We start from the raw sequence: 20,410 nt of genomic DNA, 5'->3' as shown, positions 1-20,410 counted from the left end.
TCATAGCAATTTATAAATCCTCATCAATCCGATGAGGTAGAGGTTGCGACTTTTAAAAGTAAAATGGACGAGACACAGCGAATGTCACTGACTCCGTTTGAAAGGAAAAGTTGCCGAAGTTTATATTTCTTCTCTGGAAATATGAGCTGGGGCTGTCTCCGAAAGGAACAGAACTGTCACGTTTACAAAATTACCGTGTAAACGTGGTGTGCTATCTTAACGGAAGGGTATGATGGGGTGGTTATTTGTGAAACGTTCCGCCTAATTCCTTTGGCGGTTTTTTGTATTTTTCTCCCCCGCTCCTTCCTAACCTACAAGAAAAGGAGTGTTGAACATGAATAGCGCAACAAATCAATCTACCTCTAAAACGCAAACTACACAAGGACAAGGTGAATTAAAACGCGGATTAAAATCTCGTCACCTTACGATGATTTCTCTCGGTGGTACAATCGGTACCGGATTATTTCTTGCCAGTGGTGGTGTTATCCATTCAGCTGGTCCTGGCGGTGCATTAGTCGCATATGCCGCAATTGGAATTATGGTTTATTTTTTAATGACAAGCTTAGCAGAACTCGCAGCTTACATGCCTGTTACTGGATCTTTTAGCACTTATGCAACAAAATTTGTTGATCCATCACTTGGTTTTGCACTTGGATGGAACTATTGGTATAACTGGGCGATTACGATTGCAGCTGAACTAGCAGCCGTAACATTAATTATGAAATTTTGGTTCCCAGATACCCCTTCTCTTATTTGGAGTGGTCTTTGTTTAGCTATTATTTTTCTCTTAAACTATTTATCTGTTAAAGGTTTTGGTGAATCTGAATATTGGTTCGCACTTATTAAAGTAGTTACTATTATTATCTTTTTAATTGTCGGTTTTATGATGATTTTTGGAATTATGGGCGGCGAAGCTGTCGGTTTTAAAAACTTCACTGTTGCAGATGCACCATTTAATGGCGGCATCATGGCAATTATCGGTGTATTTATGGCAGCTGGTTTCTCATTCCAAGGAACTGAATTATTAGGAGTAGCTGCTGGTGAAACTGCTGATCCAGAACGCAATATTCCGAAAGCAATTCGTTCTATCTTTTGGCGCATTATATTATTCTATATTTTAGCAATTCTCGTTATCGGTTTATTAATTCCTTATACGACTGATAGCCTTGCAGCAAGTGATGTTACAGTAAGTCCATTTACACTAGTATTTGAAAAAGCGGGCGTTGCCTTCGCTGCTTCTGTTATGAACGCTGTTATTTTAACTGCAGTACTTTCTGCTGGTAACTCTGGAATGTATGCATCAACTCGTATGCTTTGGGATTTAGCTCGCCAAGGAAAAGCACCTAAGTTCTTAGGAAAATTAGATAGCCGTGGTGTACCTGTTAACGCATTAATCGCAACATCAGTAGTTGGTAGCGTCGCTTTCATCGCCTCTTTATTCGGTGACGGTGTTGTATACATTTGGTTATTAAATGCTTCTGGGATGTCAGGATTTATTGCTTGGGTCGGGATTGCTATTAGTCATTACCGTTTCCGTAAAGCTTATATTGCACAAGGGAAAGATTTAAAAGATTTACCATATCAAGCAAAATGGTTCCCGTTCGGTCCAATCTTTGCATTTACACTTTGTGTTATCGTTATTTTAGGTCAAAACTACGGAGCATTTACAGGAGCATCTATCGACTGGAACGGTGTACTCGTTTCTTACATCGGTTTACCACTCTTCTTAGTACTATGGTTAGGTTATAAATTTACTAAGAAAACGAAAGTCATTCCACTTGATAAATGTGAACTGAAATAGAGTATAGCAAAACGAGCAAACAAAATTGTTTGCTCGTTTTTTTAATGCAATGCTTCTCCCTTCCCTATTTCTCCTGTTTTTGCAATAATAGAGGAAATATAAATAAAGGTTGGGATTACATGAACATTCGTATTACTGATGAAGCAAAAGTTGCTATACATAGACTAGAACGTGAAGACAAAAAGATTATTCGCATTAGAGGGACAATGACAAACTCTTGCAGCATTTTTGTTGATGTTGATTTAATTTGGGATACATATAATGCGGATGATGTTGTATATGAAGATGAACAGCTTATTATACAAATGGACTCATTCACGAAAGACTACACTGGTGATACGTTAAAAGTTGATTATAAAACAACTGGTTTTAGTATTACGACTCCAAGTGAGACGTTGGTGTATGGGTTGTCGATTAAAAAATAACAATTGTTTTTAACTGACCACTGAGGTGAAAAAATGGGTAAATATGTTCCGTTAAAATTTTTATTTAACGAAGAATTAGCAGAAAAAATGGCTGATTCTATTTCTAAACACGTTCCTAATTTCTCTAAAAAAATTTTGTAGATTCCGTAACATATAAAGTTGAAAATTTAGAGTTAAAGCAACGTATAGAAGTAATAGCAGATGAATTACACAATGCATTACAAAAAGATTTTAATGAAGCAATACATATATTACTGAAAACATTGGGACCAGAAAATACAACAGAAGTCGGCACATTTACAAAGGGTTATATGTATATGCCTATCGCAAAATACGTTGAAAAATATGGGCTTAACGATTTTGACTCCTCATTCAACGCAATGTATGAAATAACAAAAAGAAATACTGCTGAATATGCCATTCGTCCTTATCTTGAAAAATACCATGAAGAAACCTTAGACATATTGCAGCAATGGTTACGTGATGAAAACAGCCACATCAGGAGATTAGTTTCAGAAGGTACTAGACCAAGACTTCCTTGGGCAAAAAAAATAGGAGCTTTGAAAGGTGACTTCAGAAATAATTTAAAGCTTCTTGAGCCATTAATGAATGACCCTTCTAAGTATGTTCAAAAATCTGTAGCCAATCACATTAATGATATTACGAAAGAAGATAACGAACTCGTTTTTCAATGGTTGCAACAATTACTCGATAAAAACCATCATGTTAATCCTTGGATTATGAAACATGGATTAAGAACGGTGATAAAAAATGGCACTTTACCAAAAGATTTTTGTTTTTAAGTATTTGTAAAGAAAGCAACAATCTATATGAAAACAGCTAATAATAAAAACGTTTATACTTCATTTGGAAGTATAAACGTTTTTTCTTTTTTAAACATTAACCCTGCCTTAAAATCTTATGAAACATTTCCGGTTTATGTTGATCAAAAGCATCTATTAATTCTTTTCCAAATATCGTTATACTCTTCTCCCAAGGATGGCCTAAATACCCCCACTTAAAGTCCTTCTGAATAAAGAAATAATAATCTCCATTTGGAAAAATCGGGATTGTCCACTCATCAAATTCATTTCTATCAAACTTTAAATGTGGATTTACCCAGTAACATTCATGTTGCCAATCAAGTGCCATTATATATTCATCCGATACTGTATTCTCTTTAAAAACTAGTAATGCTTTTTCTTCCAGGTCGTCATATACATTTAAATCTACCGATTCTCCAAAGCAATGAGAAATATCATATGTCACAAAAGGACTTGGCACCTTAAATGATGGGAATATAGAAATACTTGGTGAAAACTCAAAATCACTATATACCCTATCCCATATTTGATCGCTCTCTTTGTCTGTAAACTTCATCCAATTTTTCATTAAACAACTGCCTTCCCTTATAATTCCAAAGGATTTTCACTCGATACTCCCGAATATATAAATAACCATTCTCGCAAGGAGCTAATTTATATGAATCTATTCGAACACGAAACATAAAACCGTTCCACTTTAATAAGAGGTCCTCCCTTTTTCTTTTCTTACTATATCATTTATTAACGAAATAGGAGGACAACAATATGAAACGTGATCCATTATTTTCAGCACTATTAGAAAGTGCAAAGACTAACTTTAGCGGCTGGGATTTCTCTTTCATTTCAGAAACTGGCCGTATGAATAGCGAGCCCCTATCATGGTCATACGGTAGCACTGCTTTCCAGCTTATGCAACGTGCAAAATCAATGCTAGATATGGGGACTGGTGGCGGAGAGTTTTTATCTATGTTACAACCGTTCCCGTCAACTATTTATGCGACTGAGGGCTATGCTCCGAATGTCCCGATTGCACGAAAGAAATTAGAACCTTTAGGAGTTATAGTCGTAGAAGTGACTGATGATACTGCTTTACCATTTCAAGATGGTCAGTTTGATTTAATTGTGAATCAACATGAATCCTATTCTGCTTCTGAAGTGAAAAGAAGTCTTTCCATCAATGGAACATTTCTTACACAACAAGTCGGTGGTCTTGATTGTGCGGAACTGAATGAGCAGTTTGGCACACCGCTGAATAGCGAATTTTCAAGTTGGTCACTCGAAACGGCATGTAGTGAATTAGAACAAAATGGATTTACTATTTTAGAAGCGAAAGAAGAATTCCCTCTTCAGCGTTTTTATGATGTCGGTGCTGTTGTCTATTACTTGCAAGCAATTCCGTGGCAAATTCCTGATTTTACAGTAGAAAGCTATAACGAGGAATTATATCGCATACATGAGATTATCTTGCAAAAAGGATATTTCGATGTGAAGCAACACCGCTTTATTATTAAAGCAAATTATGAAGAGTAAAATTTGAATTAGCATTCCTTGTAAAAAGCCAAATTCCCATAAAGAATTTGGCTTTCTCTTCGTATTTTAACGTTTCTTCTCTTATTGAGAAACGAGATATTTTTCATATCGTTTTTTCGTATTATCTTCTATCAAAAGTGTAGTTTTGCAATCAATAATATTCCGATTATCATATATGAATATATGCTCTAAATTGTTGTCCTCACTTAATAATGTCGGTAAATATCTTTGCAAATTGCTAACTACACCTCTATTATCACCATCTAATATCCAATCAATTGACTTCCATTCTAATATACCTTCATGAGTGCTTACTGGCGTATCAATATGTACTCCATCTGGTAAATCAGCTAGGAATACATACATTCCCTCACTACCCAAAGGTTCGTCTTTAACTTTAAAAATAACATTCCCTTTATACGTTACACTTGGAAGCTCTATTCCTGTTTCCTCAAAGGTTTCTCTAATGACTCCTTCATATGGCGTTTCATACTCTTCTATTTTCCCTCCGACACCATTCCACATTCCCATTGTCGGCTTCTTGTTTCTATTTAGTAAAAGTATTCTATCTCCTTTTCTAATGAAGCAAATTGTGTACTTATACATACGATCATTTCCTTTCATTTACATCTTCTTTTGCAAGCAATTCATTTTCCACATGTGTTATTTGGCTTATTTTCACGTGAAAACACTCGCCTTATAACCCCTTACCACATAATATATAGTACAACTTTCATACGTAAACTCTTTACGTATGAAAGAATCCTTTTTAGAAAGGAGAATTCAAAATCGATAACATTAGTAGCGAATTTCTAAAACAATATTACGACAGCAACGTTTGGTTACATGGTACACACTGGTTCGGGGTTCCAATCTGCAAACTTCCTTCTGATCTCTTTTTATATCAAGAAATATTATACGAATTAAAGCCTGATTTAATTATTGAATGCGGAACTTTTCACGGTGGTAGTGCACTGTTTTTAGCTTCTATGTTAGATTTAATTGGAAAAGGTCACGTACTTACTATCGATATAACTCCGCAACCAAATCGGCCATCCCATAATCGAATTACGTATTTAACAGCTTCATCTGTTTCTGTACAGGCCGTCCAATCAATATTAAGTATGCGCAAACCTGATGATGTGATTTTAGTTATTTTAGATTCTGATCATAGTAAAGAACATGTATCGAAAGAACTCTTACTTTATAAATCTATTGTAACCACTGGCAGTTACATTATTGTAGAAGATACAAGTATTAACGGAAATCCTCTCCTTCCTGATTGGGGACCTGGCCCAATGGAAGCTGTGGAAGAGTTTTTAACTAAAAATAGCAATTTCATAATCGATGAATCTAAACATAAGTTTTTCATATCATTTAATCCAAAAGGTTTTTAAAGAAGATAAAGTGAAACTTTAATAAGTGGGGGTTTTGTCCATCCCCCACTTATTATTAGCCTTCACCAATCGGGCTTTTACGGGCAGTTGATCTCCCACCTAACTTCTTTGCCCCAGCTGAATTTTAAAGTGGGAGTCTTACTGCCCGCAAATAGCGGGCTAAAGTGAAACTTTAATAAGTGGGGTTTTGTGAATCCCCACTTATTTTATGATTTTCATTTTCGAAAAAGGATAGTACACAAATTCCACTTTTCCTATTATATTATCTTCTTCAATATATCCTAAACCATTTCGACTATCCTTACTTTGTTCACGATTGTCTCCCATTACAAATAACTTATTTGGTGGAATCTTTGTCTTTTGAAAATTATAAAACACTTGTGTATTGTTATATAAATCTTTTTTTATATAAGGTTCATCTTGCTTTTTGTCATTTACGTATACAGTTCCATTCGTTATGTTAATTATGTCACCAGGAAGCCCTATTACACGTTTCACATAATATTTCGACTCATCCTCTTCCTTAATAATGACGATTTCTCCATGCTGTAAGCTAGAAAAATGTACCGCAGCTTTATTTACAAATACGTAGTCTTCTTCATGTAAAGTTGGCTGCATTGATTTTCCTTCCACTTTACATAAAGTGAAAGACTGGTACGTTACTACTAGGACAAATATAAATAGTATGTACTTTCCCCAACCTCTCTTATTCTCCTCTTTCATATCCATTCCCACCTTATCAAAACACTTTTTAACTCAAAAATATATCACTGCACCTGTTCATTTGCGCAGTGATATACTACAATTTGAATTTTTTACTGTGCCTTACTCGGCTATTGTGTTACTGGGACTGGACTTACACCCGATCTCTGCGTTTTTAAATCAAAATATGCATCCAAAACCTCTTTACCAATTGCAGAATTAATACCTGATTTATCATTATTTACCCATGGCACAACAACAGAAAAAGCAACTTCCGGATCAGCATCATATGGCGCATACCCGGCGAGAGTTAAATTATAACATTTTTTTCGATAGTTGTTTTCATCTCTTCCAATATCACTTTCTCCACCGTACACTGTTTCTGCTGTCCCTGTTTTCCCAGCCGGTTTATAAGGTAATCCTTTAAAAGTTCCAGCACCGGTCCCATCTACCTCTTGGAAAACTCTTCTAAACCCTTCTTTCACATGATTTATATATGAAAGATCCATATCCACTCGATTTAACACGACTGGTTCCATCGATTGCATAACTTTCCCGACTTCCTCTGGTCTATTCGGTTGCTCTCTAATTTCTTGTACAATTTGTGGTTTCATTCGGTAACCACCATTTGCAATCGTTGACATATATTGCGCAAGTTGCAGCGGCGTATATGTATCATATTGCCCAATCGCATAATCAAGTAAAAAACCAGGTATATTATCGGTTCTACCCATTTGACCAATCGATTCATTTGGAAGGTCAATACCAGTTGGTACACCTAAACCAAATTGTCTAAAGTAATAGCGCATTTTATTGAATGTTTCTTGCCTAATATCTAACGGATTGTTTGGTACATAATCAATCCCCGCAATCTTTAACGCCGTATTAAACATGTAGACATTGGATGAAACTTGCAATGCTCTTAAATCATCAATATCTCCAAAGTCTTTCCACGATTTCTTCGGCTTCGAACTTCCTTTAAAGTACATTGGTGCATCGAAAAAATGCGTATATGGCTTAATCGCTTCTGTTTGATATCCCGCTAATACCGTAGCTCCTTTCACCGTTGATCCTAACTCGTAAGAACTTATCATCGTTCCTAAAGCGTAGTCTTCTATTTGCATCCCGCCATCTTTATTTACAATTTTCTTTCCTGCTAATGATAGAATTTGACCATTTTTCGGATTCATCATAACGACGAATGCACGATCCATCATCGGTTCAGAAGAATGAAATGCCCTTAAATTCCTTTCAAGACTTTCCTCCACTTTTTTCTGCAAATCCATATCAACTGTTAGCATTAAATTATTTCCACTTTTTCCTTTTGTCACTTTTTCAGTCCGAATAATATTTCCAGCTTTATCCGTAATATTTTTAGACTGTTCTTTCGTTCCATGTAACACATCTTCGTATTGTTTTTCGATGTAACTCTTACCAATACGATCATTTCGGTTATAATCTCGCACTAAATAATAGTCTAATTGCTCCCTTGGTAATCCCTCATTCTCAGTAGAAACACTACCAAGTACAGAACGTAGTATTTTGTCATTTGGATATTCGCGCTCCCAATCCACAGTCGTATCTACGCCTGGCAAGCTCGATAATCCTTCACTCACTACTGCATATTCATTTTGACTTACATCTTTTTTGACGATTTGTGGCGTCATTTTATATCCCGCATTCATTTTGCTTTTAATTGCTAGTACTTCTATATCCTCTTTCGAAAGCTCGTTTAATTCTTCTTGTGTAATTCTTTCTCGTCTCAACTCTTCTACTTTCTTATCTAAGTCTTTCCCTTCTATTTCCTGTTTCCTAAATTTACTCTCATCTTCTTTCGTTACTTTTGTTGCTGCGCGTTTTTCATTTAACTGCATCCAAAAATCTTTTTTATCTGTCTCTGTTAACTTGTCCATATCTTCTTGCGGCATTTCAATTAGCTTTGCTAAATTTCTTGCCACTATTAAAACCTCTTTTGAGTCCACTCCTTTCATCTTCGTATATGTAACAGTTCGTAACGGTTTATTATTTACAATAACTTTCCCTTCCCGGTCAAACATCTTCCCTCTCGGAACTGGAGTACTCACCGTTATATCTTCCTTTTTATTCACTTCATTTCGATACGTTTCTCCGTCGATGATTTGTACTTTACCTAATTGAATAATAATAGCTGAAAATAAAAGAAAAACGATAAAAAATAGTACATTTAACCGAAATGGAATATGAGTCTTTTTCTTTTTCGACTGTTTCTGTTTCTCCTTTTTCTGTCTCATTTTGCTCCCTCGCTTCATTCTATTAACATTTCTACGCATGAACCATTATGTATTAAATTTATTTATATGCTATATATAGAATTTTATATTAATTACAAAAGAAATAAAAGATTTAATTTTCAGTTTTTGATTTTATCATCCTATTTATTACCATTCCCCTTATACGCAATAACATGAATATAATTCATACAAAAAAACTGAGGTGGACATCATTCACCTCAGTTTCTTTACGAAAACAAAAACTTATTTAATCGAAGATAACCCTTTGGCAAATTCACCAATCTTATTTTGAAAAACAAAATCAAAATTGTATTCTTGCCCTGTTAACTCTTCATTTACTAAAATTGTTGTTGCGCCTACTTCTCTCTTTGCGATTTCTGGGAATGAAGCGACAGGTTGCACTTTTAATGATGTTCCCATTACAAGAAGTACATTCGTTTCATATAAACGTTTGATCGCATTTTGATATTGAGGCAGTGTATCTCCGTATAAAACAACATCTGGGTTTAGAATGAAATTACACTTCCCGCAACGCGGTACTTCATGATCAATCATATATTGTAAATCATATCCCGTTTTACACTTCGGACAATGTGCAGTTTGAAGTGTTCCATGTAAATCAATTACATGTTTACTACCACCTACTTGATGCAAACCATCAATATTTTGCGTTAAAATCGTTATGTCTTTCCCTTGTTCTTCTAGCTCCGCTAAAAAGCGATGCCCTCGATTTGGTTTATATTGATGAAACGTATTAATTTGAAAGATTTCTTTATAATGCTTCCAAAACTCTTTCGGATTTCTATTATAATAGCCTCTCGACAAATACATCTCTACATTCGCATCAGCATATAATCCATTTGCTGAACGAAAATCTGGGATACCACTTTCCGTACTTGCACCAGCACCTGTTAACACTGTAATTTTCTTCGCTTTTTCTAAAATTGAACGTACTTCTTCAAATTGCACAAAAATCACCTCTAAGTATATTCCTAAACTTATTATACCAGTTGTTTACAATAGGTGTTGTACAATTCATTTTACTTACTTCATTGCATGAATTAACCCCCAACTTTTTTGGGTGTAATTAAAGTTTCAAAGATAACTACTGTTCAATTAAGTCAACAATATACGTAGCATTCTTAGTAGCTAAAGCACTCTCACAATCAATTCTGGATTGTTTAGAGGTAGATTCAGTGAAAGGTGTGTCTAATGAGCAAATGACGATTTTTCAATTCATTTAGAAAGCAGCCAGAAGGCTGCTTTTCTTCATCGATGGGCTTAGATAGTTATGGACTACTGGGAGCCTCTTAAGTTATACTTGTATAATATAAAAAATTAACAAGGGGTAATATTAACATTATGAAAGAAAAAAACGAACTTGTTCAAAGTATTCCTCAAACAGGATTTTTTGGGCATCCAAAAGGATTATTCTCTTTATTCTTCACTGAGTTTTGGGAAAGGTTTTCTCATTACGGAATGAGAGCTATTTTACTGTATTATATGTACTATTCAGTCGCAAAAGGTGGATTAGGAATTGAACAATCTACCGCAACCTCGATAATGGCAATTTACGGTTCCTTACTGTTCATGTCTAGTATTATCGGTGGATGGATATCGGATCGTTTATTTGGTCCAAGTAAAACCGTATTCTTTGGTGGCGTTTTAATTATGATTGGCCATCTTATTTTAGCTTTACCGGGTAGTAAAAGTGCGTTATTTATCTCTATGGTCTTCTTAGTTCTAGGAACAGGGTTGTTAAAGCCTAACATATCGAACATCGTAGGAAGTTTATACAGTGAAACAGATGCGCGTCGTGACTCAGGGTTCAGTATATTCTACATGGGTATTAACTTAGGTGCCTTACTTGCACCTTTAGTTGTCGGAACATTAGGTCAGCAATATAATTTCCACCTTGGTTTTGGAGTTGCGGCAATTGGTATGGCAATTGGGTTAGGGGTATTTGTTGGAACAAAACAGAAAAACCTTGGTCTAGTCGGTACGCAAGTACCTAATCCATTATCAGATTCGGAAAGAAAAAAGACTATTAAGTATTTCAGTGTTGGTCTAGTTGTATTAACATTGCTAGGTGTGGTTACAATTCCAACTGGGTTGTTAACTATAAATCGTTTTACATTCCTGATTAGTATCTTAGGGATTGTTATTCCAACCTATTATTTCATTTATATGTATCGTAGTCCTAAAACAACAAAAGTAGAGCAATCTCGTCTTCTTGCGTATATACCACTCTTTATTGCAGCTACAATATTTTGGTCTATACAAGAACAAGGTGCTATTATCTTAGCGACATACGCGGATCAACGAACTCAATTACAGTTCAATGGAATTACATTGCATTCCGCTTGGTTCCAATCATTAAGTCCAATCTTTATCGTAACGCTTGCCCCGATTTTTGCATGGGTTTGGATAGAGTTAGGCAAGAAGCAGCCTTCAACGGCAAAAAAATTCGCTATTGGATTGCTATTTGCAGGTTTATCATTCTTAGTTATGATTATTCCGGCTTTAATCAACGGTACTCACTCTTTAGTGAATCCTATGTGGTTAGTCCTTAGCTTCTTTTTAATTGTAATTGGAGAAGTTTGTTTATCTCCTTCAGGGTTATCAATAACGACGAAGCTGGCTCCAGCTGCTTTCTCTTCGCAAACCATGAGCTTATGGTTCTTATCAACTGCGTCTGCGCAAGCAATAAATGCCCAAGTTGTTAAACTGTATAATCCTGCAACAGAAGCAATTTACTTTGGTATTATTGGTGCTATCTCCATTTTAGTTAGCATCCTGCTGTTTACATTATCATCAAAATCCAAAATTTCATGAAGGGACTTCAATAACGGTCTCTTATTGAAATGAACAAATACAAGTTTCTATGTGAAGAGTAGCCAAATGGGTTACTCTTTTTTGTAAAAGTTAGATAAATATCGCATTCTTACCGTACTTATATTTAAATTTATCAGTTTTGAAAAATCATAGTACAATTAACAATTCTGATGATTATCTCTTACCCAGTTATACTTTACTAATGGAAAAAAATTCACTCTGTTTGTTTTACATAAAAATGGTGTGATATTTTTATCACACCATTTTAAAATCATTACTTTGTATGTCTTTGAGTTTATCAGAACTTAACTTTTTATCCATTCATATAGACGAAAATTCTACATCATTAAGAAACTATTTAAAAAGTTCCCTTTTATTTGGAACAATTCCATATTTGTTAGAATACTCCCATTGCAACCTTTCCCTTTATATTCTATACTGCATCTTCAATTACAAAATACAAACACACAAAGAGGGCTGCATCAGTCCTCTTTAATCTACTATTATTTAATGCGTCGTACCCCCAATTTCCACAATATCCACCTCAACTTCCATCGCTACCTCAATTGCCAATTCTATACCTTTACTAATAGTAGAAAGTGACATACTCGGTTGACTTGGATAGTTGCTCGCTTGTTCTGGTAAGAACGGAATATGAACAAATCCGCCTTTTATTTTCTTATCATTCTTCTCTAGTTCGTGCATGAGTCCATAGAATAAATGATTACAAACGAATGTACCTGCAGTTTGTGAAACAGATGACGGTATACCTTCTTCGCGAAGTTTTTTCACGATTGCTTTCATCGGAAGTGTAGACCAATACGCAATAGGGCCTTCTTCTACAACCGGCATATCCACCGGCTGATTCCCTTCATTATCAGCAATTCTCGCATCATCAATATTAATTGCTACACGCTCTATCGTAATATCTGGTCTGCCCCCAGCTTGTCCAATACATATAATCATTTCAGGCGACAACTCTTCTATATACTCTTTTAATACTCTTATTGATTTATGAAATACGGTTGGAACTTGTTTACTAATAATCTTGTACTCTCCGATTGTTTTTTCATGCAAACTTTTTGCGACTTCCCAAGCTGGGTTGATACTTTCTCCCCCGAACGGATCAAATCCTGTTACTAATACTGTTTTCATAGTTTCACTCTCCTAATTAGAAACGATATACAAGGCCGTACATAATAAACATATTTATAATAAAAATGGAAAGAGCAATTGGTACTTGTGCTTTAATGACTGCATTTTTATCTTTCAATTCTAAAAGCATCGCAGGTACGATATTAAAGTTTGCTGCCATTGGAGTAAGCAACGTTCCGCAATATCCAGCAAACATACCGAGTGCTGCCATAATTGCTGGGTTTCCTCCGTGCATTTGCACAATTAAAGGTAAGCCGATTCCACCAGTGATTACTGCAAACGCTGCGAATGCATTCCCCATTACGACTGTAAATAGCATCATTCCTAAACAATAGGCCATAACAGCAACGAATGGATACTCTGTCGGTAACACTTGTCCGACTAGATCCGAAACGACTTGTCCTACGCCAGACTTCGCAAAAATACCGCCAAGTGCTGCTAACATTTGTGGTAAAATAACTGCCCAACCGACAGCCTGTAGTAACCTACTTCCTTCTTGAACAGGCGTTGTTATTTTCGCTTTTGTAATACGCATCGCCGCAATGAATGCAAGTAATGCCCCTAACGCTAATGCAACTAATGTTACTTTATCAGGATCAACAAGTGCAACATTTCCCCATTTGATTTTTCCTAACGTTAACGTTCCGATAATTGTAAAAATAGGTATTAATATTGCAGGCATAAAAATTTTATTTTTTAATTTCTCAGCATGTTTCACACGTTCTTGTACTGGTACTTCTTTCTCCTCGGATTTTGTTACTTTATTTAATGAAGCCAAAACAACCATAACAAGCACAATACAGCCAACATAAAACGAAGGGATTACATTTCCGAATAAAAATGTAACTGCAAACAATGCCCAAAATAAACTAGAACCGAATCGGTTTGGATGCTCACGATCAAATGCAATACGAACAGCGATAAATGCAACGATTATACCTAATACATAATAAATTGTATCCATTGTTATGATGTTCATCTTATATAGCCTCCTTCTCTTGTTTTTCTTCTGCTTTCATTGTTTTCTCTATATACTTATCAAACCTTCTAAACCTGATCCAGCTCACAATAAGGGCAGATATCGCAGTTGGAATTCCCCAAAGCGCCATATCCCATACACCGACATGCATACCTACTGAATCGAAGAATCCTTTCATTAATAAAATGGCTCCAGTTGCGATGAAAATATCTTCTCCGAAAAACCAAGCTGTATTTTCCGCAGCTGCTGCATTTGCTTTAATCTTTTCTCTCAATTTTTCAGGGAGTTTACCGTATTTACCTTGCGCAGCCCCTTCTGCCATCGGCGCAACAAGCGGTCTTACCGTTTGCGCATGACCACCAATATTTAGTCCAAGTGCTGCTGATGATTCTCTTATCGTAAAATATGACATTAATACTCTTCCAGTTGTTGCTCCTTTTGATTTCGTTATAAGTGCTTCTGCTCTTTCTTTTAAACCATAACGCTCTAAAATTCCGATTACCGGTAAAGTTAATATGATTGGCATAGACATATATCTGTTTTCTATGAAAAATTTACCGAACATGCTAATTACATCATAAAAACTTAAGCCTGAAACCATACCAGTAACAATACCCGCAACCATAACTACTAACAGTGTATTTAGCCTAAATAAAAACCCAACCGCAACAAGTAAAATCCCAATTAATTTCACCAATTTTAACACTTCCTCTCATTTTTAATCCCGCTAATTAAAGTTTCACTTTATTTGGTGCGCATATAGAAATACCATTAAATTCGAATGTTCTGTATATTTTTTCCGCAAATTGGACTGCTTTCTCTCCGTCCCCGTGTAAACATATCGTTTGCGCTTGAACTGCTACTTTCCCCCCATTAACCGATTCTACATACCCTTCTTTCACCATTTGAAGTACTTGTTTTATTGCTTCATCTTCATTTTTTATAAGAGCATTTTCTTCTGTACGGCTCGTTAAAGTTCCATCCTGCTTATACGTACGATCGGCAAAAGCTTCTTGTACGAGAGTTATATTATATTTTTCTGTTGCCCTTATAAATGCCTCACTATTTGCTAATCCGTAAAGTAATAATCCAGGGTTAATATGATAAATTGCCTTTGCAATTGCATCCGCAATTTCCGAATCAGTTGCCGCCATATTATATAAGGCACCGTGCGGTTTTACATGTTGCATTTTCCCTCCAGCAGCTTTAACAAATCCTTCTAATGCGCCAATTTGATATAAAACATAATCGTATACTTCACTTGCTGAAACATGCATGTTCCTTCTTCCAAATCCAATTAAATCAGGAAATCCAGGGTGTGCCCCTATTGCTACATTTTGCTGCAGGGCTTTTTCAACCGTTTGCCTCATAACGGACGGATCACCAGCATGAAAACCACAAGCAACGTTTATAGAGGAAACGAACGGAAGAATTTCATCATCATTCCCCATTTTATAAGCTCCAAAACTTTCTCCTAAATCACAGTTTAAATCGATCGTAGTCACGATGTTTTCCTCCTAATCTCAGCTTCGTAAAGCGATGAATTTCTTTAATAGACTCATACTTGTTTCCTGTTCTATATACAATTGTGCAGCTTCTTCCATAGTTATTTTTTCAAAAGTTACATAGTCTCCTGGTTTCAGCTGCGCTAGAAGAGGTAAATCTACTGAAATTACATTTCCAATTCTCGGATAACCACCTGTCGTTTGTCTATCCGCCATTAATATAATAGGCTGTCCACCATTTGGTACTTGAATTGTTCCGAATGTAACTGGGCTCGATAAAATTTCTATCTCTTCAACTCTATTTAAAACATCTCCGTCAAGCCTATATCCCATGCGATCAGCATAATTGGACACTTTATACTCTTTCGAAAAAAACGACTTTATACTTTCTTCTGTAAATTGATCATATTCAAAGTCTGTTATGACGCGAAGAATAGGATGCTTCTTATATTTTGGTAAAGCATTGTTACAAATTGCCCACTTCGTTTTTATACGCTTTTCTTCTTGTAAATTTTGAATGAAACGGCTTGCAACTTCTGCCCCTGTACCAATTTGAAAATAATCTCCTTTTTTCAGCATTCTCCCTTCAATACCGCCAAGAGCAGCACGTATGTAAGTACTTTTACTTCCCATCGTATGATCAATATTTATACCGCCCGCAAAAGTCACATATGCTCTGCAACCGCTTTTCGCTTTTCCGAGGCAAAGCATGCTTCCTTCTTCAGCTAATATAGGGCGCCATAATGGAATGCGTTCTCCATTTAATAACGGTTCCATATCCGCACCGCCAATCGCAAGCAAAGTCGTTTTCTTTATTAACAATTTAGGTCCCATTATTGTAATTTCGAGTCCAGCCTCATTCTCCTCATTACCTACTAATATATTAATCATCCTGAGCGCACTTTTATCCATAGCACCGCCAACAGGTACACCGTATTGTTGATAGTGAAATCGCCCTAAATCTTGGACTGTTGTAAACATTCCTGCATGCAAAATCTCTACATCCATTCTTTAGCCCCCTCAAGCGATACGTACTCTTCCTTTGTTATTGGTATAAATCGTAAATACATACCACTTTGAATATATGTTGGTGTTTCTTCTTTTGGATTAAACAGAGAAATAGGTGTTCGGCCGATAATATTCCAGCCTCCTGGTGTTTCAAGCGGATAAATACCCGTTTGATTTCCGCCAATCCCTACTGAACCAGGAGCGATTTGTAACCGTGGTGTTTCTTTTCTAGGTGTTTCTAGTTCTTTTGATAATCCCCCTAAATAAGGGAAGCCAGGCGTAAAGCCTAACATGTACACGAAATATGTTGTTTCACTATGTATTCGAATAACATCCTCTACTTGTAATCTTTGATAATGCGCAACCTCTTCTAAATCTGGTCCATATTCTCCCCCGTAACACACTGGTATAGAAATATGTTTCACATCTCGGTTCACTTCTTCTTTATATGAATCACACAGCTCCCGTATATACTGGCAAACATAATCATATGGTCTTATATTTCTATCATTTTTCATCCATACTTCGTACAAATTGTAGTACACCGCTAATGAAGTAAACGACGGAACGCATTCAACCATTCCTGCAAATGGATGCCGCCTTAGCGCTTGAAATAACCGTTGCACTTTTTCATATATATCCATCCCAATTTCTTCACCAAATGTAACAATAATTGCTTGATCCCCTAACGCAGAAAATTTCATCCCACTCCCTCTTTCTATGCCAAAAAGCCGAGTTCTTTCGAAATGCGGTATGCTGTTTCTTTCACTTTCGCAGTAAAATATGAAATGTTACTTTCGCTATACTCAATTGCTAATCCCGAAATACTAATGCCGGCTACAACCGTTCCATCACTTGCAAAAATTGGAGCTGCTATAGCCGCTGTATGATTTTCTAATTCAGAATAACTAATTGTATATCCAGCTTGTTTTGCCATATGTAACACTTCTAGTAAATGCTCCTTATTCACGATCGTTCCATCTGCAAACTGCTTTAAATCCGTTTCCTCTACGTACTTCCTTTTCTCTTCCTCAGAAAAATACGATAGTAAAATTCTCGGACATGCACCCGCATACAGTGGTGCCCTTCTTCCAACCGCCGTATAAACACGTACTGGCTGAACTCCTTCCATCTTCTCAACGTAAATTGCGTCATTACCATCTTGAATAATTAAATTTACTGCTTGCCCTAAACTATCCCTAAGCTCTTTCATATAAGGAATCGCAATATTTCTTACGGATAACCTTTGTGAAACAAGTTGACCAAATCGTAAAAAAACGACTCCGAGACGATACTTTCCCTTTTCTGTTTTTTGTAAAAAGTCCATTTCTTCTAACGAACCAATTAAACGATAAACAGATGTTTTCGGCATATTCGTAAGCTGAACCATCTCTGTCAAACTTAGCTCTTCATGCTCATAAAACAACTCTAAAATATCCATTGTCTTAACTGCCGTTTTATTTATACTCATCCTATCTCCTTCTCGTTCCGAATTTCGGAACTTCAATTCCATTTTTCGAAACAAACATATAATTTAAAATTATAAAATATTCTTTCAATTCTATCAATATATTTTTCGCGTATATTATCCGATATATTTTGTCAGTCATTTAAAAAAACGTAAATAATTAAATATATTTGTAAATTTTTATATCTAATTATTATTTATTTAATCTATATCGTTTATTTAATTTGGTAATGTACAACAAAATGTGAGGAGTGTTTCTTTTGAAAAGACTGCTAGTGATTCCTGCAATTATGCTATCTTTTTGTATAGGGGATAATGTAACATTTGCGACAAATGAAGATACTAATTTAAGCTCTCAAATTGAACAACGTCTCATAACTAACAACAACGTTGCCTTTTTTGGATCAAGCACCTATAGTTTCAATTATTTTGGAGGAGATAACTTAAACGTTCTTGTGCAAAATATAGGTGATTCTCCTTTTCGTTACACTCTATATAACGCTAAAAATTCTTGGATGATTGACGGAACTTTAAAACCTGGGGAACAAGCGATAAGCGAATTCAATATTCACTGGACTGATTGGCTTCCTGACGGTGAATATGCAATTGTTTTTAGAAATAACGATGGTTCACTTTCCAAAGTTCACATTGCTACAAAATCGTTAGATTAAAAATTTCAATAATAAAGTATGTAAGTGTAGATTTGAAATAAAGTGTTATCAATTTACATTAATAACACTGATATAGAAAAAAATATAAAGAGCATGTTTTGAACAATCTTTGTTCAAAACATGCTCTTCTAATAGCTATTCAAATTATTCTTTTTTTAAACATGATTGATTATTTGTTTCCCTCGTTCAACTAACAAGCCTATTAATTGAACGTTAATTGTTTTTCAAGATTGTTCTTTTAGCTTTTTTAATAATTCTACTAGTTGATTTTATGTCAGTATCCTTTGCCCATTCTTCACACAGGTTGATTACCCAATCCGGTTTGGTTTTACTTGCATCATTTAACCAGTTTCCAACTGAATCTTGGACATATTTTGAAGGATCTGATTTAAGTAAATTAAGAATAGGAAGTGCTTTATCAGGTTCTTGTTTTAATGTTTCAATATGTTTACTCCATACCCCCCGAGGACGAATAGATTCTACAGAGAACCTGCGAATATTCTCATCTTCACTTTTTGCCCATTCTACTAACAACTCCACACTTTTTTCTATATTTTGTGAAAGGTCTTCTCTAATAGACATCCAAGCAATTTCTCGAACACCAAAATGATGATCCGCTGCAAAAGGTCGAATGTACGTTAATTTATCTTTTAATGTGTTATTTGTTTTTTTATTCATAAACGCTGCCCAACATCGTACACTATCTGAAATATGATTAGATAATTTTAACAGTAAGTCTTCCTTTTTCCTTTCACTCTCTTCGCGTATAACTTTATCCAATAAAGTTCCTATTATTCGAATGACTTTCATTCCAGTTTCAACGTTCTGTTTTTCCAATTCAGCTACTATAAACTCCAAACTATCCTTGAGTCCTATTGAAGGTAAGACATTTTTAAGTAGTTCAATATGATTTATAGCTAGCCATTCTGTTAGATTAACACTTTCTAATTTCCCTTGCTGTAGTAATTGTAAGACCTCTTTAGGAATTTCGTTTACTTTCTTGGCTCCTTTCCTGCTTAAGATAGCTTCTGCTTCTTTCACTATCATTTAATTCCCTCCTCACAATACTATTTTCAAATAAACAGAGGCCATTTTGAAAAATAATAATCAAAATGGCCTCTGTCCTTCTTAAATGAACATTCAGTTTCACAAAAAAATTTGATTCAAACGCACTTGGATTTCTTTAATCAAAAAGAATAAAACGGTGCAACTTTTTTATAAACAGTACGACTTTATTTCAAACCGACAGGAAGAATATTTCTCCCATACTTTCGCTTTACTTTATAATGCTCTCACTTGTTTCAACGGCCAGAAAACAGCTTGTCCTTTTCCGACAATTTCATCTTCTGAAATAAATCCAAACATACGACCGTCTTTAGAAACTTCACGATTATCTCCTAAAACAAACACTTGGCCTTCTGGCACTTTCGTTTTCCCTGTGATTTGTTCTAACGTAAAATCAGGAGTTAATACACGACCAGACGCCTTTTCTTTAAATTCTTTTAAATACGGTTCTTCCATCGCTTTTCCGTTTACATATAAAACATCATCTTTATACTCAACTGTATCACCCGGTAAACCAATTACTCGTTTTACTAAATCGTACCCTTCTTTTCCGTGGAAGACGATAACGTCAAAACGGTCTAATCCACTTATACTATAACCAATCTTATTCACGAGAACTCGTTCGTTATTTTCTAAAGTGGGCATCATCGATTCCCCTTGTACTAATGAAGGTGTAAATAAAACACCGCGAATAATAGCGATTAATACAAGGGTAAATCCTATCGTTTTAGCCCATGAGAATAATTCTTTCTTCGTATTTTCCTTCATCGTTTCT

General features: G+C 35.5%; 18 protein-coding genes, 3 pseudogenes and 1 riboswitch. Of the genes and pseudogenes, 7 read left to right on the top strand and 14 right to left on the bottom strand.

The genetic code is table 11. The features are described from left to right. The first annotated feature begins 29 nt into the window (after positions 1-29). Positions 30-222: riboswitch (Lysine riboswitch) on the top strand. Between the two features lie 112 nt (positions 223-334). The 3 genes and pseudogenes from JFU54_RS16295 (at position 335) to JFU54_RS16285 (ending at position 3,029) form a co-directional block, all read left to right on the top strand. Beyond that, entirely contained in the window at positions 335-1,801 is a 1,467-nt protein-coding gene (locus JFU54_RS16295) for an amino acid permease (protein ID WP_002066056.1), read from the top strand. Positions 1,802-1,920: 119 nt separating this feature from the next. Beyond that, positions 1,921-2,226, top strand: coding sequence for an iron-sulfur cluster biosynthesis family protein (locus JFU54_RS16290; protein WP_063218291.1), 306 nt, complete (start codon positions 1,921-1,923; stop codon positions 2,224-2,226). A gap of 33 nt (positions 2,227-2,259) precedes the next feature. After that, positions 2,260-3,029 (top strand): annotated as a pseudogene (locus tag JFU54_RS16285) (DNA alkylation repair protein). A 97-nt stretch (positions 3,030-3,126) separates the two neighbouring features. Here JFU54_RS16285 and JFU54_RS16280 read toward each other — a convergent pair. Next, positions 3,127-3,618, bottom strand: a complete 492-nt coding sequence (locus JFU54_RS16280; protein ID WP_193653747.1) for a DUF2716 domain-containing protein — start codon at positions 3,616-3,618, stop codon at positions 3,127-3,129. A 197-nt stretch (positions 3,619-3,815) separates the two neighbouring features. Between JFU54_RS16280 and JFU54_RS16275 the strand changes: the two genes are divergently transcribed. Next, entirely contained in the window at positions 3,816-4,580 is a 765-nt protein-coding gene (locus JFU54_RS16275; protein WP_088039677.1) for a class I SAM-dependent methyltransferase, read from the top strand. An 81-nt stretch (positions 4,581-4,661) separates the two neighbouring features. Here JFU54_RS16275 and JFU54_RS16270 read toward each other — a convergent pair whose 3' ends face one another. Next, on the bottom strand, positions 4,662-5,186 hold the full coding sequence (locus JFU54_RS16270) for an NUDIX hydrolase (RefSeq protein WP_201065642.1): 525 nt from the start codon (positions 5,184-5,186) through the stop codon (positions 4,662-4,664). 182 nt (positions 5,187-5,368) lie between these two features. Here JFU54_RS16270 and JFU54_RS16265 point away from each other — a divergent pair. Beyond that, a pseudogene (locus JFU54_RS16265) lies at positions 5,369-5,991 on the top strand (cephalosporin hydroxylase family protein). A 187-nt stretch (positions 5,992-6,178) separates the two neighbouring features. Here JFU54_RS16265 and lepB (JFU54_RS16260) read toward each other — a convergent pair. The 3 genes from lepB (JFU54_RS16260) to JFU54_RS16250 form a co-directional block, all read right to left on the bottom strand. After that, the gene (gene lepB, locus JFU54_RS16260; protein WP_201052458.1) at positions 6,179-6,700 is read right to left on the bottom strand and encodes a signal peptidase I; all 522 of its coding nucleotides are present in this window, start codon (positions 6,698-6,700) and stop codon (positions 6,179-6,181) included. Positions 6,701-6,810: 110 nt separating this feature from the next. Next, positions 6,811-8,967 (bottom strand): peptidoglycan D,D-transpeptidase FtsI family protein, encoded by a 2,157-nt coding sequence (locus JFU54_RS16255; RefSeq protein WP_172796639.1) that lies wholly within the window; start codon positions 8,965-8,967, stop codon positions 6,811-6,813. Between the two features lie 225 nt (positions 8,968-9,192). Further along, complete coding sequence (locus JFU54_RS16250; RefSeq protein WP_201065384.1) at positions 9,193-9,918, bottom strand: NAD-dependent protein deacylase; 726 nt, start codon at positions 9,916-9,918, stop codon at positions 9,193-9,195. A 393-nt stretch (positions 9,919-10,311) separates the two neighbouring features. Between JFU54_RS16250 and JFU54_RS16245 the strand changes: the two are divergent. Further along, positions 10,312-11,798 (top strand): annotated as a pseudogene (locus JFU54_RS16245) (peptide MFS transporter). A gap of 493 nt (positions 11,799-12,291) precedes the next feature. Here JFU54_RS16245 and pcp read toward each other — a convergent pair. Genes pcp through JFU54_RS16210 form a run of 7 tightly spaced genes read right to left on the bottom strand, consistent with a single transcriptional unit; the run spans position 12,292 to position 17,902 of the window. Next, the gene (gene pcp, locus JFU54_RS16240; protein WP_201065378.1) at positions 12,292-12,939 is read right to left on the bottom strand and encodes a pyroglutamyl-peptidase I; all 648 of its coding nucleotides are present in this window, start codon (positions 12,937-12,939) and stop codon (positions 12,292-12,294) included. A gap of 16 nt (positions 12,940-12,955) precedes the next feature. After that, positions 12,956-13,918 (bottom strand): DUF979 domain-containing protein, encoded by a 963-nt coding sequence (locus JFU54_RS16235; RefSeq protein WP_033709246.1) that lies wholly within the window; start codon positions 13,916-13,918, stop codon positions 12,956-12,958. Between the two features lies 1 nt (position 13,919). Further along, the gene (locus JFU54_RS16230) at positions 13,920-14,615 is read right to left on the bottom strand and encodes a DUF969 domain-containing protein (protein ID WP_002142352.1); all 696 of its coding nucleotides are present in this window, start codon (positions 14,613-14,615) and stop codon (positions 13,920-13,922) included. Positions 14,616-14,649: 34 nt separating this feature from the next. Beyond that, entirely contained in the window at positions 14,650-15,423 is a 774-nt protein-coding gene (gene pxpA / locus JFU54_RS16225; protein WP_201065375.1) for a 5-oxoprolinase subunit PxpA, read from the bottom strand. A gap of 18 nt (positions 15,424-15,441) precedes the next feature. Beyond that, positions 15,442-16,431: a 5-oxoprolinase subunit C family protein gene (locus tag JFU54_RS16220; RefSeq protein ID WP_201065372.1), complete on the bottom strand. Its 990-nt coding sequence runs from the start codon at positions 16,429-16,431 to the stop codon at positions 15,442-15,444. After that, on the bottom strand, positions 16,422-17,135 hold the full coding sequence (gene pxpB, locus JFU54_RS16215) for a 5-oxoprolinase subunit PxpB (RefSeq protein ID WP_201065367.1): 714 nt from the start codon (positions 17,133-17,135) through the stop codon (positions 16,422-16,424). Before pxpB ends, JFU54_RS16220 begins: the two co-directional genes overlap by 10 nt. A gap of 14 nt (positions 17,136-17,149) precedes the next feature. Beyond that, on the bottom strand, positions 17,150-17,902 hold the full coding sequence (locus tag JFU54_RS16210) for an IclR family transcriptional regulator (protein ID WP_061675364.1): 753 nt from the start codon (positions 17,900-17,902) through the stop codon (positions 17,150-17,152). Between the two features lie 257 nt (positions 17,903-18,159). Here JFU54_RS16210 and JFU54_RS16205 point away from each other — a divergent pair, with 257 nt between their 5' ends. After that, positions 18,160-18,570 carry a hypothetical protein gene (locus JFU54_RS16205; RefSeq protein ID WP_098635619.1) on the top strand — a complete coding sequence of 137 codons (411 nt, stop codon included), beginning with the start codon at positions 18,160-18,162 and terminating at the stop codon, positions 18,568-18,570. A gap of 213 nt (positions 18,571-18,783) precedes the next feature. Here JFU54_RS16205 and JFU54_RS16200 read toward each other — a convergent pair whose 3' ends face one another. Beyond that, on the bottom strand, positions 18,784-19,617 hold the full coding sequence (locus tag JFU54_RS16200; RefSeq protein WP_088039687.1) for a DNA alkylation repair protein: 834 nt from the start codon (positions 19,615-19,617) through the stop codon (positions 18,784-18,786). Between the two features lie 234 nt (positions 19,618-19,851). Then, positions 19,852-20,403 (bottom strand): signal peptidase I, encoded by a 552-nt coding sequence (gene lepB / locus JFU54_RS16195; protein WP_002013664.1) that lies wholly within the window; start codon positions 20,401-20,403, stop codon positions 19,852-19,854. Positions 20,404-20,410 lie beyond the last annotated feature (7 nt).

Source organism: Bacillus sp. TH19, assembly GCF_016651075.1.
GTDB lineage: Bacteria > Bacillota > Bacilli > Bacillales > Bacillaceae_G > Bacillus_A > Bacillus_A mycoides.
Note: the sequence above shows the minus strand (reverse complement) of the source record. Positions and strands in the feature narration are given on the sequence as shown.